This is a genomic window from Cupriavidus sp. 86D6, from assembly GCF_057815095.1.
In genome coordinates this window covers 328,268-344,182 of the sequence record NZ_JBYPSB010000001.1, presented here as the reverse complement: position 1 = coordinate 344,182, position 15,915 = coordinate 328,268, and the positions used below count along the sequence as shown (strand labels likewise).

The 15,915-nt window shown below is 64.9% G+C and carries 10 protein-coding genes; 6 read left to right on the top strand and 4 right to left on the bottom strand.

The window, feature by feature from the left end:
- The first annotated feature begins 119 nt into the window (after positions 1-119).
- The 4 genes from ppc (at position 120) to AC3G88_RS01545 (ending at position 7,312) form a co-directional block, all read left to right on the top strand.
- Positions 120-3,122, top strand: coding sequence for a phosphoenolpyruvate carboxylase (gene ppc / locus AC3G88_RS01560; protein WP_488893041.1), 3,003 nt, complete (start codon positions 120-122; stop codon positions 3,120-3,122).
- A 219-nt stretch (positions 3,123-3,341) separates the two neighbouring features.
- Entirely contained in the window at positions 3,342-4,751 is a 1,410-nt protein-coding gene (argH, locus tag AC3G88_RS01555; protein WP_488893040.1) for an argininosuccinate lyase, read from the top strand.
- Positions 4,752-5,039: 288 nt separating this feature from the next.
- On the top strand, positions 5,040-5,582 hold the full coding sequence (locus tag AC3G88_RS01550; RefSeq protein WP_061952677.1) for a TRAP transporter small permease subunit: 543 nt from the start codon (positions 5,040-5,042) through the stop codon (positions 5,580-5,582).
- Positions 5,582-7,312 carry a TRAP transporter large permease gene (locus AC3G88_RS01545; RefSeq protein WP_153950267.1) on the top strand — a complete coding sequence of 577 codons (1,731 nt, stop codon included), beginning with the start codon at positions 5,582-5,584 and terminating at the stop codon, positions 7,310-7,312. The genes AC3G88_RS01550 and AC3G88_RS01545 overlap by 1 nt, the downstream gene beginning before the upstream one ends.
- A 116-nt stretch (positions 7,313-7,428) precedes the next feature.
- On the opposite strand, the gene AC3G88_RS01540 is transcribed toward AC3G88_RS01545, so the two are convergent.
- The 4 genes from AC3G88_RS01540 to apbC form a co-directional block, all read right to left on the bottom strand.
- A complete protein-coding gene (locus tag AC3G88_RS01540) occupies positions 7,429-9,693 on the bottom strand; it encodes an Orn/Lys/Arg family decarboxylase (RefSeq protein ID WP_488893039.1) in 2,265 nt (754 codons plus the stop codon).
- A 175-nt stretch (positions 9,694-9,868) separates the two neighbouring features.
- Entirely contained in the window at positions 9,869-10,435 is a 567-nt protein-coding gene (dcd, locus tag AC3G88_RS01535) for a dCTP deaminase (RefSeq protein WP_488893038.1), read from the bottom strand.
- 216 nt (positions 10,436-10,651) lie between these two features.
- The gene (locus AC3G88_RS01530; RefSeq protein ID WP_488893037.1) at positions 10,652-11,227 is read right to left on the bottom strand and encodes a superoxide dismutase family protein; all 576 of its coding nucleotides are present in this window, start codon (positions 11,225-11,227) and stop codon (positions 10,652-10,654) included.
- A 134-nt stretch (positions 11,228-11,361) separates the two neighbouring features.
- Positions 11,362-12,450, bottom strand: a complete 1,089-nt coding sequence (gene apbC, locus AC3G88_RS01525; protein WP_488893036.1) for an iron-sulfur cluster carrier protein ApbC — start codon at positions 12,448-12,450, stop codon at positions 11,362-11,364.
- Between the two features lie 389 nt (positions 12,451-12,839).
- Between apbC and AC3G88_RS01520 the strand changes: the two genes are divergently transcribed.
- On the top strand, positions 12,840-13,475 hold the full coding sequence (locus AC3G88_RS01520) for a YiaD family glycine zipper/OmpA-like lipoprotein (RefSeq protein WP_153950271.1): 636 nt from the start codon (positions 12,840-12,842) through the stop codon (positions 13,473-13,475).
- A gap of 310 nt (positions 13,476-13,785) precedes the next feature.
- Complete coding sequence (gene metG, locus AC3G88_RS01515) at positions 13,786-15,858, top strand: methionine--tRNA ligase (RefSeq protein ID WP_488893035.1); 2,073 nt, start codon at positions 13,786-13,788, stop codon at positions 15,856-15,858.
- Positions 15,859-15,915 lie beyond the last annotated feature (57 nt).

Here is a 15,915-nt window from a genome sequence, read left to right as displayed (position 1 = left end):
CGCCAGTTTGCCAGACCAGAAGTGACTATCCGGCACACGATTGATGCCGGTCGAATCCCCCGCCACGTGTATGGGGTTCGATACATATAAGCCATGCAGTGAGACGAGGAGATAAGTCAATGACGCAGCCTGCTGCGCGCCCCACCGGCCGTACCCGTTCCACCGGCCGCAAGTCAGTTACGCCAGCCTCAGGCCAGCATGACGCGAAAGGCACCCCCAGGAAGTCCCCCAGCCGCAATGCCAGGGTATCGGGCAAGCCAACCCTGTCCGTGGTCACGCCCGAAGGCAACACCGTCGCCCCGACCCGCCGCACCGCCGACAAGGACCTGCCCCTGCGCGAGGACATCCGCTTCCTGGGCCGCCTGCTCGGTGAATGCGTGCGCGAGCAGGAAGGCGATGCCGCCTTCGACCTGGTCGAGACCATCCGCCAGACCGCCGTGCGCTTCCGCCGCGAGAACGACCGCGCGGCCGGCGCCGAGCTGGACCGGCTGCTGAAACGGCTGTCGCGCGACCAGACCAATTCCGTGGTGCGCGCCTTCAGCTATTTCTCGCACCTGGCCAATATCGCCGAGGACCAGCACCACAACCGCCGCCGCCGCGTGCATGCGCTGGCCGGGTCGCCGCCGCAGCCGGGCAGCCTGGCCCGTGCGCTGCAGGCCATCGACGCCGCCGGCGTTACCGGCAAGCAGGTGCGCGACTTCCTGGACGGCGCGCTGATCATGCCCGTGCTGACGGCGCACCCGACCGAGGTGCAGCGCAAGTCGATCCTGGATGCCGAGCGCGAGATCGCCCGCCTGCTGGCCGAGCGCGACCTGCCGATGACGGCGCGCGAACGCGACCACAACACGGCGCAGCTGCGCGCCCGCGTCACCACGCTGTGGCAGACCCGCATGCTGCGCAACACGCGGCTGATGGTGGTGGACGAGATCGAAAACGCCCTCTCCTATTACCGCACCACGTTCCTGCAGGGCATTCCGCGCCTGATGGCCGAAATGGAAGAGGACATCGCCGAGGTCTTTCCGCGCCGCGGCAAGGCCGGCGCCGCCCCCGCGCCGCTGGCGCCGTTCCTGCAGATGGGCTCGTGGATCGGCGGCGACCGCGACGGCAATCCGAACGTGACGGCCGAAACGCTGGAGCACGCCGCGCAGCAGCAGTCCACGCTGATCATGCTGTGGTATCTGGACGAAGTGCACGCGCTGGGCGCCGAGTTGCCGCTGTCGACGCTGATGGTCGACGCCAGCCCTGAACTGCTGGCGCTGGCCGAGGCTTCGCCCGATCATTCCGAGCACCGTGCCGACGAGCCCTACCGCCGTGCGCTGATCGGCATCTACGCCCGCCTGGCCGCCACGACGGAACGCCTGACCGGCCATGTGGCCCAGCGCCACCCGGTGGCCGACGTGGCGCCGTACGAAAATGCCGAGGCCTTTGCGGCCGACATCCAGATCGTGCTCGATTCGCTGCGCCAGCACCACGGCCAGGCGCTGGCCCGGGGCCGCATCGACGCGCTGGCGCGCGCCATCGCCATTTTCGGCTTCCACCTGGCCTCGGTGGACATGCGCCAGGTGTCCGACGTGCACGAGGCCGTGGTGGCCGAGCTGTTCAAGGCCGCCGGCATCGAGGCCAACTACGCGGGGCTGACCGAGGAGCGCAAGCAGGAACTGCTGCTGGCCGAACTGCGCCAGCCCCGCCTGCTGATGCTGCCCTGGCACGACTATTCCGAGCAGACCCGCAAGGAGCTGGCCATTTTCGCCATGGCGCGCGACCTGCGCGCCCGGTACGGCAACCGCGTGGCCCGCAACTACATCATTTCGCACACCGAGACCCTGTCCGATCTGGTGGAAGTCATGCTGCTGCAGAAGGAAACCGGCATGCTGCGCGGCACGCTGGGCAGCAAGACCGATCCGGCCCGCATGGAGTTGATGGTCATTCCGCTGTTCGAAACCATCGAGGATTTGCGCAACGCGGCCGGCATCATGCAGTCTCTGCTGGACCTGCCGGGCTTCGATTCGGTGATCCGGCACCATGGCGTCGAGCAGGAAGTGATGCTTGGCTATTCGGACTCGAACAAGGACGGCGGCTTCCTGACGTCGAACTGGGAGCTGTACAAGGCCGAACTGGCGCTGGTGAAGCTGTTCGAAGAGCGCCGCGTGACGCTGCGCCTGTTCCACGGCCGCGGCGGCACCGTGGGCCGGGGCGGCGGCCCCACCTACGAGGCCATCCTGTCGCAGCCGCCGGGCACGGTGAACGGCCAGATCCGCCTGACCGAGCAGGGCGAAATCATCAATAGCAAGTTCGCCAATCCGGAAATCGGCCGGCGCAACCTGGAAACGGTGATCGCGGCCACGCTGGAGGCGTCGCTGCTGCCCACCCAGAACGCACCGGCCGGGTTGGCCACGTTCGAGGGCATCATGCAGCAGTTGTCGGACCACGCATTCCGCGCGTACCGGCACCTGGTCTACGAGACCCCGGGCTTCAAGGACTACTTCTTCGCCACCACGCCGATCACCGAAATCGCCGACCTGAACCTGGGTTCGCGGCCGGCCTCGCGCAAGCTGATGGACAAGAAGCACCGCAGGATCGAGGATCTGCGGGCCATTCCATGGGGCTTCTCGTGGGGCCAGTGCCGACTGCTGCTGCCGGGCTGGTATGGCTTTGGCAGCGCGGTCAAGGCGATGCTGGACGCCGCGCCGGACGAAAAATCGCGCAAGGCCTGCGTGGCCACGCTCAAGCGCATGGTCAAGACCTGGCCGTTCTTCCGCACGCTGCTGTCGAACATGGACATGGTGCTGGCCAAGACCGACCTGGCCGTGGCCTCACGCTATGCGGCGCTGTGCGACGACCCGGCGCTGCGCAAGACCGTGTTCTCGCGCATCAGCGCCGAGTGGCACCTGACCTGCGACATGCTGTCGCTGATCACGGGCCGCGCGGAGCGCCTGGCCGAGAATCCGCTGCTGGCCCGGTCGATCAAGAACCGCTTTGCCTACCTGGACCCGCTGAACCACCTGCAGGTGGAACTGCTCAAGCGTTACCGGGCCGGCAAGGATGCCGACGACGTGCGCGTGCGGCGCGGGATCCACTTGACGATCAACGGCGTGGCGGCCGGCTTGCGCAATAGTGGTTGAATCGTCGCTGATAAGTGCCGTAGCCGCCGGTTTTCTCCCCTCTCCCGCTCACGGGAGAGAGGTCGGGGGAGAGGGCGCGGCGGTTCAAATTGCCATCCTCGCATCCTGAGCGGGCTGCCTCTCCCCCAGCCCCTCTCCCGCGCAGCGGGAGAGGGGAGCAAAAACCCCCCTTCGCTAGCGATATAATCGCCGTTTCCGATTTTCCGCCCTGCCCCTGACATGACCTCCCAACTTGCCAAGAAAGGCGAAGCCTGGTCCGCCCGCTTCTCCGAACCGATGTCCGACCTGGTGAAGCGTTACACCGCGTCGGTCTTCTTCGACAAGCGCCTGGCGCTGTTCGATATCCAGGGCTCGCTGGCACATGCGGCCATGCTGGCAAGGCAGGGCATCATCGCCGACGCCGACCGCGCCGAGATCGAGCGCGGCATGGCGCAGATCCGCGGCGAGATCGAATCCGGTGCGTTCGAGTGGAAGCTCGACCTGGAAGACGTCCACCTCAATATCGAAGCGCGCCTGACCGCGCTGGTCGGCGATGCCGGCAAGCGCCTGCACACGGGCCGTTCGCGCAACGACCAGGTGGCCACCGATATCCGCCTGTGGCTGCGCAGCGAGATCGACAACATCATCGGCCTGCTGGGCGACCTGCGCGGTGCGCTGCTGGACCTGGCCGAAAAGAATGCCGACACCATCCTGCCCGGCTTCACTCACCTGCAGGTGGCGCAGCCGGTGACGTTTGGCCACCACCTGATGGCCTACGTGGAAATGTTCACGCGCGACGCCGAGCGCATGGCCGACTGCCGCCGCCGGGTCAACCGCCTGCCGCTGGGCGCCGCCGCGCTGGCCGGCACGAGCTACCCGATCGACCGCGAATTCGTGGCCCAGCAGCTGGGCTTCGACGGCGTGTGCCGCAATTCGCTGGACGCCGTCTCGGATCGTGATTTCGCCATCGAATTCCTGGCCGCCGCGTCGCTGGTGATGACCCATATCTCGCGTTTCAGCGAGGAACTGGTGATCTGGATGAGCCCGCGCGTCGGTTTCATCGACATCGCCGACCGCTTCTGCACGGGCAGCTCGATCATGCCGCAGAAGAAGAACCCCGACGTGCCCGAGCTGGCGCGCGGCAAGACCGGGCGCGTCTACGGCCACCTGAACGGCCTGCTGGTGCTGATGAAGGGCCAGCCGCTGGCGTACAACAAGGACAACCAGGAAGACAAGGAACCGCTGTTCGACACGGTGGACACCGTGGTGGACACGCTGCGCATCTTCGCCGACATGGTGCCGGGCATCAGCGTCAAGCCCGACAACATGCGCGCCGCCGCGCTGCAGGGCTACGCCACCGCCACCGACCTGGCCGACTACCTGGTCAAGCGGGGCCTGCCGTTCCGCGACGCCCACGAGGCCGTGGCCCACGCCGTGCGCGCCTGCGACGACCGCCGCTGCGACCTGGCCGACCTGACGGTCGAGGAACTGCGCCAGGTGTCCGGCCTGGGCGACAAGGCTTCGCTGATCGGCGACGACGTGCATGCCGTGCTGACGCTCGAAGGCTCGGTCGCATCGCGCAACCATATTGGCGGCACCGCGCCGGACCAGGTCCGCGCCGCCATCGCCGCCGCACGCAAGGCGCTGTAAGTTTCGCGTAAGTCTTCGTGGCAAAAAAGCCGCTGTGCCATTTGGCCAGCGGCTTTTTGTTTGGCCATGGGTTCTCTCCGCTCTCCCGGTTGCGGGAGAGGGCCAGCGGCTCTGCTTGCTGCCATGTCGCAGTTTGAACCGCTAAAACCCTCTCCCCCGGCCCCTCTCCCACTAGTGGGAGAGGGGAGCAACCACGGTGTTTGCCAAACCTTCTAGGACAATCCCCTAGCGCTCACATAAATTGTTACAGATACACTAATCGGCGCATAAAACCGGGGGAGACAACCCATGAACTACTTGCTTGGTCTGTCACGGCAGATCGACAGGTTGAATCAGCACACGGGCAGGCTTGCAAACATCATGATCCTGCTGTCGTGCCTGATCAGCGCAGGGAACGCCCTGCTTCGTTACGGCTTCAACCTTAGCGACAACTGGCCGCTGGAGCTGCAGTGGTACATGTTTGCCATTGCCGTGATGTTCGGCGCGTCGTACACGTTCCAGCGCAATGAGCACGTGCGCGTGGACCTGATCTACGGCAACGTGTCGGAACGCGCGCAGCACTGGATCGACATCTTCGGCATCGTGGTATTCCTGCTGCCGTCGACGATCCTGTTCACGTGGTTGTCGTGGGAATCGCTGTTCCTGCCTTCGTGGCGCATTCTCGAACAGTCGGGCAACTCGGGCGGCCTGCCCCGTTATCCGATCAAGCTCGTGGTGCCCATCGGCTTTGCCCTGCTGACGCTGCAGGGGATTTCCGAACTGATCAAGCGCTTCGCCGCCCTGAAGGGCCTGGTGCGCATCGAATCGAAATACGAAAGGCCGGTGCAATAATGATTCCATTGGAATATATGCCGCCGCTGATGTTCGGCGGCCTGGTGGTATTCATGCTGATCGGGTTCCCGGTCGCATTCTCGCTCTCGGCGGTGGGCCTGGCCTTCGGCTTCCTGGCCATCGAATGGGGCTACTTCCCGTTGCAATTCCTGCAGGCCGTGCCCAGCCGGGTGTTCGGCAGCGTGCTGGCCAACGAACTGCTGCTGGCGATTCCGTTCTTCACCTTCATGGGCGCGATCCTCGAGAAATGCGGGCTCGCGGAGGACATGCTCGATTCGATGGGCCAGCTGTTCGGCCCGGTGCGGGGCGGTCTGGGCTACTCGGTGATCATCGTCGGCTTCATCCTCGGCGCAATCACCGGCACGGTGGCCGCGCAGGTGATCGCCATGGCGATGATCTCGCTGCCCGTGATGATGCGCTACCGCTACAACATGAAATACGCCACGGGCGTGCTGGCCGCATCGGGCACCATCACGCAGCTGGTGCCGCCATCGCTGGTGCTGGTGGTACTGGCCGACCAGCTCAAGACGCCGCTGGGCAGCGCCGACGTGGGCAGCATGTACCTGGGCGCCTGGGGGCCGTCGGTCGTGCAGATTGCGCTGTTCGCGCTCTATACCTTCGTTTTGACCCGCATCAAGCCCGACTGGCTGCCACCGGTGCCGCCCGAAGCCCGCACGCTGCGCGGCTGGGCGCTGTGGGGCAAGTGCCTGCGCGGCATCATCCCCTGCGCGGTGCTGATCTTCCTGGTACTGGGCACGATCATGCTGGGCATTGCCACGCCGACCGAATCGGGCGCGATGGGCGCCGTCGGGGCGCTGGTGCTGGCTGTGATCCGGGACAAGGGCTTCAACCGGATCGACCGCAACATCTACCGCATCGGCATCGGCGCCACGCTGGCGGCGGCGGCCGTGGGCGTGTTCGCGTTCGGCTCGCATGTCTTCCGGATTCCGCTGGCCGTGGCTTACCTGGTGGTGCTCTGGCTGCTGGTCCGCGCCGGACAGCTGACCGACCTGCGCCTGCTGATCGTCGAGGCCTACCAGTCCACCGCCCGGATCACGGCAATGGTGGTGTTCATCCTGATCGGCTCCACCTGCTTCTCGGTAGTGTTCCAGGGCGTGGACGGCGGGGCGTGGGTGGAGCACCTGTTCACCTCGCTGCCAGGCGGCTGGATCGGCTTCCTGATCGTGGTCAACCTGTTTATTTTCTTCCTGGCGTTCTTCCTGGACTTCTTCGAGATCGCATTCATCGTGGTGCCGATGCTGGCCCCGGTGGCGGTCAAGGTCCTGGCGCCGGTGGTGGCCGATTCGATGGGCGGCAACCCCGAGGCCGCCGCCACCGCCGCGCTGGTCTGGTTCGGCGTGATGCTGTGCGTGAACATGCAGACGTCGTTCATGCACCCGCCGTTCGGCTTCGCGCTGTTCTACCTGCGCGGCATCGCGCCGAAGGAAGTCAAAAGCTCGGACATCTACTGGGGCGCGCTGCCCTGGGTGGGCCTGCAACTGGTGATGGTGCTGCTGGTGATGTTCTGGCCGGGCATGGTGACTGGACTGCTGGACAAAGGATCGCTCAAGCATAGTAATTCCGCCGAAGTCAGTATTCCGCTTGGCGGGCAGGACAGCGAGAGCAAACCAGGCGGGCCGGCATCGACACCGGGCACGCTGGAGCTGCCGGGCAGCAGTACCGAAAGCGAGCCCGCCGCACCGCAATTCCAGTTCGAGAAGGGCAAGTAGGCTGGATTGAAGCGTGGTTGGCGAGCGATGCGCTTACCCTTCCCGACTGACCACGCCCAAACAAAAAACCCCCGGCCTCGCGGCACGGGGGTTTTTTGTTCGGATCGAACGAAGCCTTACTGCTTCACGCAGTCCACGAAATACGCCGTCTGGCCGTCGATCTCGTCTTCCACGAGGCCGTGGATGTCGGTCTCGAAGCCCGGGAACAGCCTGTTGAACTCGCGCGCGAACTTGAGGTACTGCACGATGGTGCGGTTGAAGCGTTCGCCCGGGATCAGCAGCGGAATGCCCGGCGGGTACGGTGTCAGCAGGATGGCGGTCACGCGGCCTTCCAGCTCGTCCACGGGCACGCGCTCGATCTCGCGGTGCGCCATCATCGCCCAGGCGTCCGACGGCTTCATCGCCGGTTCCATGTCCGACAGGTACATTTCGGTGGTCACGCGGGCCACGTCGTTGGCCTTGTAGACGCTATGGATGGCGTCGCACAGGTCGCGCAGGCCCATCCGCTCGTACTGCGGGTACTTGCCGACGAATTCGGGCAGCACGCGCCACAGCGGCTGGTTCTGGTCGTAGTCGTCCTTGAACTGCTGCAGCTCGGTCACCAGCGAGTTCCAGCGGCCCTTCGTAATGCCGATCGTGAACATGATGAAGAACGAGTACAGGCCCGTCTTCTCGATGATGATGCCGTGCTCGGCCAGGTACTTGGTGACGATGGCCGCCGGGATGCCGCGTTCGCTGAACTCGCCGTCCACGTCCAGGCCCGGGGTGATGATGGTGGCCTTGATCGGGTCCAGCAGGTTGAAGCCATCGGCCAGGTCGCCGAAGCCGTGCCACCGCTCGTTGGCCTTGAGCATCCATTCGTCGCGGTCGGGCACGCCTTCCTCGGCCAGCGTGTCCGGGCCCCAGACCTTGAACCACCAGTCGCCATTGTTCACGACGTCGTAGTCCGCCTCGACCTTGCGCACGGCGCGGCGGAAGTCCAGCGCCTCGGCAATGCTTTCCTCGACCAGTGCAGTGCCGCCCGGCGCTTCCATCATGGCAGCCGCCACGTCGCACGACGCAATGATCGAGTACTGCGGGCTCGTCGAGGTGTGCATCAGGTACGCCTCGTTGAAACGGTAGCGGTCCAGCTTGCGGGTCTCGGAATCCTGCACCAGGATCTGCGATGCCTGCGACAGGCCGGCCAGCAGCTTGTGCGTGGACTGCGTGGCGAACACCAGCGCGTCCTTGCTGCGCGGCCGGTCACGGCCGATCGCGTGCATGTTGCGGTAGAAATCGTGGAACGCGGCGTGCGGCAGCCAGGCTTCGTCGAAATGCAGCGTGTCGATCTCGGACGTCAGCATTTCCTTAATTTGCTCGGCGTTGTACAGCACGCCGTCGTACGTGCCCTGCGTGATCGTCAGGATGCGCGGCTTCTGGTTCTTGGCCTTGCTGGCGAACGGATGGTTCTCGATCTTCTTGCGGATGGTCTCCGGATCGAACTCGCTCTTCGGAATCGGGCCGATGATGCCGTAGTGGTTGCGCGTCGGCATCAGGAACACCGGAATCGCGCCAGTCATCATGATCGCGTGCAGGATCGACTTGTGGCAGTTGCGGTCCACCACCACGATGTCGCCCGGCGCCACGTTGGCGTGCCAGACCATCTTGTTCGACGTCGACGTGCCGTTGGTCACGAAGAACATGTGGTCCGAATTGAAGATACGCGCGGCATTGCGCTCGGACGCCGCCACCGGGCCGGTGTGGTCCAGCAGCTGGCCCAGTTCTTCCACGGCGTTGCAGACGTCGGCGCGCAGCATGTTCTCGCCGAAGAACTGGTGGAAGACCTGCCCCACCGGGCTCTTCAGGAACGCCACGCCGCCCGAATGGCCCGGGCAGTGCCACGAGTACGAGCTGTCCTGCGCGTAGTCGATCAGCGCCTTGAAGAACGGCGGGGCCAGTGTGTCCAGATACACCTTGGCCTCGCGGATGATATGGCGCGCCACGAATTCGGGGGTGTCCTCGAACATGTGGATGAAGCCGTGCAGTTCGCGCAGGATATCGTTCGGAATGTGACGCGAAGTGCGCGTTTCGCCGTACAGGAAGATCGGCAGGTCCGTGTTGCGGCGGCGCACTTCATTCACGAACGCGCGCAGCTTCTCGATGGCGGCGGCTTCGGGCTGGTCGTCGGCGCGCACGAACTCGTCGTCGTCGATCGACACGATAAACGTGGACGCCCGGCTGGCCTGCTGGGCGAACGATGTCAGGTCGCCATAGCTGGTCAGACCCATCACTTCCATGCCCTCGCGCTCGATGGCCTCGGCCAGTGCGCGAATGCCCGAGCCGGAAATGTTCTCGGAACGGAAGTCTTCATCGATGATGATGACGGGGAAGCGGAATTTCATCGGGCAATCCTTGATGAGGGTGCTTGTAAAGACTTGAGCCACATGGCCGCCGGGAGGTTCCCGCAACAGCGACATGTGGCTCGTTCGTCAGGTCTGGCGCCCGGGCTGTCGCGCCCGGTGGCGCCGCCGGCGCGATGCACACGCCGGCATTGTGAGACAGGAAAATGACAGGCCGTCAGGTCTTCGGCAGCGTGACACCGTGCTGGCCCTGATACTTGCCGCCTCGGTCCGCATACGAAGTCTCGCAGATCTCGTCCGATTCGAAGAACAGCACCTGGGCGCAGCCCTCGCCGGCGTAGATCTTGGCGGGCAGCGGCGTGGTGTTCGAGAACTCCAGCGTCACATAGCCTTCCCATTCGGGCTCGAACGGCGTCACGTTGACGATGATGCCGCAGCGCGCGTACGTGCTCTTGCCCAGGCAGATGGTCAGCACGCTGCGCGGAATCCGGAAGTACTCCATCGTGCGGGCCAGCGCGAACGAGTTCGGCGGGATGATGCAGACGTCACCCTTGAAGTCCACGAACGACTTCTGGTCGAAGTTCTTCGGATCGACGATGGTGCTGTTGATGTTCGTGAAGATCTTGAATTCGTCGGCGCACCGGATGTCGTAGCCGTAGCTCGACGTGCCATAGGAAACGATCTTGCGCCCGTCCGATTCCCGTACCTGGCCGGGCTCGAACGGTTCGATCATGCCGTGCTGTTCCGCCATGCGGCGGATCCACTTGTCGGATTTGATGCTCATATAGACGTGGCAGGGGGGTCGGACAGCTGGCCGGCCATTGCCCGGCGCCGCTGGAATGGGGCGCATTGTACAACCATTCGCCGGGCGGACCCCGGGGGAAACCCGACGTACCCCCGGCGACATCAATTCAGGCCCGACGCCCTTCTCCGTCAGGCCGAAGACGGGCCGACCGGGGTGCCCGCGTCCGGCCCCAGGTCGGCACATCAGATCGCCGAATCAGATTGCCGCAATCACGCCGCAGGCGATGCGCCCACCGGCATTGCCCGTTGGCTGGGTGCGATAGTCGTCCGGGTCCTTGTGGACGATCACCGAACGGCCCACCACGCTGTTCGGGCCGGCGCCCACGGTCACGTCGCTCATCACGAACTGCGCGCGCGCATTGCCGGCGGAGTCGGCCGTCAGGTTGTTCATGTCGCCGGCATGGTGTTCAGGCATCGACATCTGGCCATGCGGCTTGGCGCCCGGATTGAAGTGGCCGCCCGCGCTCATGCCGTCCGGCGCCGAGCAATCGCCCTTTTCGTGGATATGGAAGCCGTGCGTGGTGCCCGGCGGCAGGCCGGTCACCGCCACCACCACCATCACCCCGCCGCCCGGCTGCTGCTCGAACGTGACGCGCCCACCGGTATTGGTGCCGCTTTTGGACGCCAGCGGCGCGGCGGCCCGGGTGGCGCCCGGAGCCGCCATGGCCGCGCTGGCCGTGGGCGCTGCAGACGGGCTCTTGTCAGTCTGCGCACAACCGGCCGCCAGCACCGCGGCAGCAGCGACGGTCAATCCGAAAAGTACACGTTTCATGCGTTCCTCCTCTTCTTGCTTGTGTGCGCGATGCCCGCGCGTGAACGTCGACGCCTTGCCGTGTGGATTGTAGGACAGGCGCCCGGCACGACAATGTCGGACAGCCTCCCATTTTTTGCGGCCCGTCAAACGCTTCAGGTGTTCTGAACCACGATGCTCGGGAACTTGTTGCTCATGTCGCGCGCCTTGTCGGCGACCTTGATGGCCACCTTGCGCGCCACTTCGCGATAGATGCCGGCGATCTGGCCATCGGGGTCAGCCACCACGGTCGGATGGCCCGAATCGGCCTGCTCGCGGATCGACAGGTTCAGCGGCAGGCTGCCCAGCACGTCCACGCCATAGTCCGCGCTCATTTTCTGGGCGCCGCCGGCACCGAAGATGTGTTCGGTATGGCCGCAGTTCGGGCAGCAGTAGACGGCCATGTTCTCGACGATGCCGAGAATCGGGATGCCGACCTTCTCGAACATCTTGAGCCCCTTGCGGGCGTCCAGCAGGGCGATGTCCTGGGGCGTGGTCACGATCACCGCGCCGGTGACCGGCACCTTCTGCGACAGCGTCAGCTGGATGTCGCCGGTGCCGGGCGGCATGTCGACGATCAGGTAATCGAGGTCCGTCCAGTTGGTCTGGCGCAGCAGCTGCTCCAGCGCGGAGGTCACCATCGGCCCGCGCCAGACCATCGGGTTGTCCTGCTCGATCAGGAAACCGATCGAATTGGCCTGCAGCCCATGGCCCTGCAGCGGCATCATGGTCTGGCCGTCGGTCGATTCCGGGCGGCCGCTGATGCCCAGCATCATCGGCAGGCTCGGGCCATAGATATCGGCATCGAGCATGCCCACGCGCGCGCCCTCGGCGGCCAGGGCCAGCGCCAGGTTCACGGCCGTGGTGGACTTGCCCACGCCGCCCTTGCCGGATGCCACGGCGATCACATTGCGCACGCCAGGCAACAGCTTCACGCCACGCTGCACCGCGTGGGCGACGATCTTCATCGACACCGCCACGCTGACATTGGCGGCGGCGTCCAGCTTGCGCACGGCATCGGTCACGAGGCCGCGGATCAGGTCGAACTGGCTCTTGCCCGGGTAACCGAGCTCCACCTCCACGGACACGTTGCTGCCATCGACCCGCACGTTGCGGGCCGACCGCGTGGACACGAGGTCCTTGCCCGTATTGGGATCGATGACCGTACGCAGGACTTCGGTTACCTGTTCAGTGGTGAGGCTCAAGGCAGACTCCGCTCTGGGAATGAAATAGTGGGGGGATGCGAGGCGCGTAATGTAGCAAAAGACGTCGCAACAGAACGTCTACCGGCAGCAATCACGGTAGCAGGTCCGCATGCACCGTGGGACGCCGCCTGATTTAACCCTTGGTTAAGTGTGGATTTACATACATTTACATCTCTCACACTCCTGGGCTTGTGCGGCTGGCGCCATCTGCCTATTGTAGTGCGCCGGCCTTGCGGCGCTCCGGCCCTGTGCGTCAGCGCACGGCACGGCCTGAGCGTTTTCATACGCATGTTGAAACTTGTCGCGCCCCGACTGCCCTTCGGCGGCAGGCGTTACCATGCGACATGCCGTTGGCCAAACATTTACGGGTATCACCAGAAGGAGAAAGCATGAACCTCAAGCTCGTTACCGTCTCGATCGTCGCCGCTGCCGCCCTGGCAGGCTGTGCCACCGAACAGCAGACCCATACCGCGGTCGGCACCGGCGTTGGCGCGGCCGTGGGGGCTGGACTGGGCAACCTGATCGGCGGCAACACCACGGGCACGCTGGTCGGCGCGGCCGTGGGCGGCGCCCTGGGCGGCACCGCCGGTTACAACTGGAACGCCATCCGCGGCAAGCTGAACAAGGATACGGCCGGCACCGGCACGCAGATCACCGAGCAGCCGGACGGCTCGCTGAAGGTCAATATCCCGAGCCAGGTGACGTTCGATACCGACAGCGCCACGATCAAGCCGTCGTTCCGCACGGTGCTCGACCAGGTTTCGCAGACGCTGGGCCAGCACCAGGACGTGTCGGCCAACGTCGTGGGCCATACCGACAGCACCGGCAACCCGAGCTACAACATGCAGCTGTCGCAACGCCGCGCCCAGAGCGTGGCCGCGTACCTGGGTGACCATGGCGTGGCGCGCAACCGCCTGACGGCCGAAGGCCGCGGCCAGACCCAGCCCGTGGCGGACAACGCCACCGAGGCCGGACGGGCACAAAATCGTCGCGTCGAAATTTTCTTGAAACCAATTTCGGGGTGACCAGTCATAGAGTTCAGGTACCGCTTGCCACCGTTGCTGGCTCGCGATGGGTGGCTGACCTCCCGGGCGGTACCTGATTTCTCCTCCTTTTCCGTTGTGGAAAGCTGCGCCGGTACCTAACCGGCGCTTTTTTTTGCTCGTTTCTCTGCCGATCGTGCCCTCCACCGTGTCATTTCAGCGAGATTGGGCGCCAATTGTGCCGCGTTCGACGCCATTCCGAGCAATCTGGCCGGGCAGTTGCTAAAATAGCCGGTTCCTTCGTCCGGCAGCCGCCGGGCGCGCATCGACACCCCACTGAACGGCTCTTTTCATGACCGCACGCCGCATTCTCGTTACCTCTGCCCTACCGTACGCCAACGGCCAGATCCATATCGGCCACCTGGTGGAGTACATCCAGACCGACATCTGGGTGCGTTTCCAGCGCATGATGGGCAACGAGGTCTACTACGTCGGCGCCGACGACACCCATGGCACCCCGGTCATGCTGCGTGCGGAAAAGGAAGGCATCACGCCCAAGCAGCTGATCGACCGCGTCTGGACCGAGCACAAGCGCGACTTCGACAGCTTCCTGGTGTCGTTTGACAACTACTACAGCACCGACGCCGAGGAAAACCGCGAACTGTGCGAAAAGATCTACCTGTCGCTGAAGGACCAGGACCTGATCGCCGAGCGCGATGTCGAGCAGTTCTTCGACCCGGTCAAGAACATGTTCCTGCCGGACCGCTTCATCAAGGGCGAGTGCCCGAAGTGCGGCGCCAAGGACCAGTACGGCGACTCGTGTGAAGTATGCGGCACCACGTATGTACCGACCGACCTGAAGAACCCGTACTCGGTGGTCTCCGGCGCCACGCCGGTGCGCAAGTCGTCCACGCACTTCTTCTTCAAGCTGTCCGACCCGCGCTGCGAGACGTTCCTGCGCGAATGGGTGGCCGACCTGGCCCAGCCCGAGGCCAGCAACAAGATGCAGGAATGGCTGGGCGCGGAAGGCGAGGCCTCGACGCTGTCCGACTGGGATATCTCGCGCGACGCGCCGTACTTCGGCTTCGAGATTCCGGGCGCGCCCGGCAAGTACTTCTACGTGTGGCTGGACGCCCCCATCGGCTACTACGCCAGCTTCAAGAACCTGGCCGCCAAGCGCGGCATCGACTTCGACGCGTGGGTGGGCCCCCACTCGACCGCCGAGCAGTACCACTTCATCGGCAAGGACATCCTGTACTTCCACACGCTGTTCTGGCCCGCGATGCTGAAGTTCTCGGGCTATCGCACCCCGACCAACGTGTTCGCGCACGGCTTCCTTACCGTGGACGGCGCCAAGATGAGCAAGTCGCGCGGCACGTTCATTACCGCGCAGAGCTACATCGACACCGGCATGAATCCGGAATGGCTGCGTTACTACTTCGCCGCCAAGCTCAACGCGAGCATGGAAGACCTGGACCTGAACCTGGACGACTTTGTCGCCCGCGTGAACAGCGACCTGATCGGCAAGTACGTGAACATCGCCAGCCGGGCGGCGGGCTTCCTGGTCAAGCGGTTCGACGGCAAGGTGAACGAAGCCGCGCTGGCCAATCCGCTGCTGGAACAGCTGCGCCAGGCCGCACCGCAGATCGCCGCGTATTACGAAGGCCGCGAGTACAGCAAGGCGCTGCGCCTGGTGATGGAGCTGACCGACGCCGTGAACGCGTTCGTCGACACCAACAAGCCGTGGGAACTGGCCAAGGACGAAAGCAAGCGCGATGCCCTGCACGCCGCCTGCTCGGTCTCGCTCGAAGCGTTCCGCCTGCTGACGGTGTACCTGAAGCCCGTGGTGCCGACCATGGCCGCCGGCGTGGAGTCGTTCCTGAACATCGAGCCGCTCGACTGGCGCGGCATCGACCGCCAACTGTCAGCCGACCGCCCGATCCAGGCCTACCAGCACCTGATGACCCGTGTGGACACCAAGCAGATCGACGCGCTGCTTGCCGCCAACAAGGAATCGCTCCAGGCATCGGGCGCAGCCCCGGCCGCCGATACGGCAGCCACCGCATCGATCGAGCCGATTGGCGAAACCATCACGATCGACGACTTCGCGAAGATCGACCTGCGCGTGGCGAAGATCGTCGAATGCCAGAAGGTGGAAGGTTCGAACAAGCTGCTGCAGCTGACTCTGGACCTGGGCGAAGGCAAGACGCGCAATGTGTTCTCGGGCATCCAGTCGGCCTACACGCCCGAGCAGCTGGTGGGCAAGCTGACCGTGGTGGTGGCCAACCTGGCACCGCGCAAGATGAAGTTCGGCATGTCCGAAGGCATGGTGCTGGCCGCCTCGGCCGCCGACGAGAAAGCCAATCCGGGGCTGTATATCCTGGAGCCGCATAGCGGCGCCGTGCCCGGCATGCGGATTCGTTAAAGCCTGAGACCACTCCCCTCTCCCGCCGGGCGGGAGAGGGGTTGGGAGAGAGGGCCC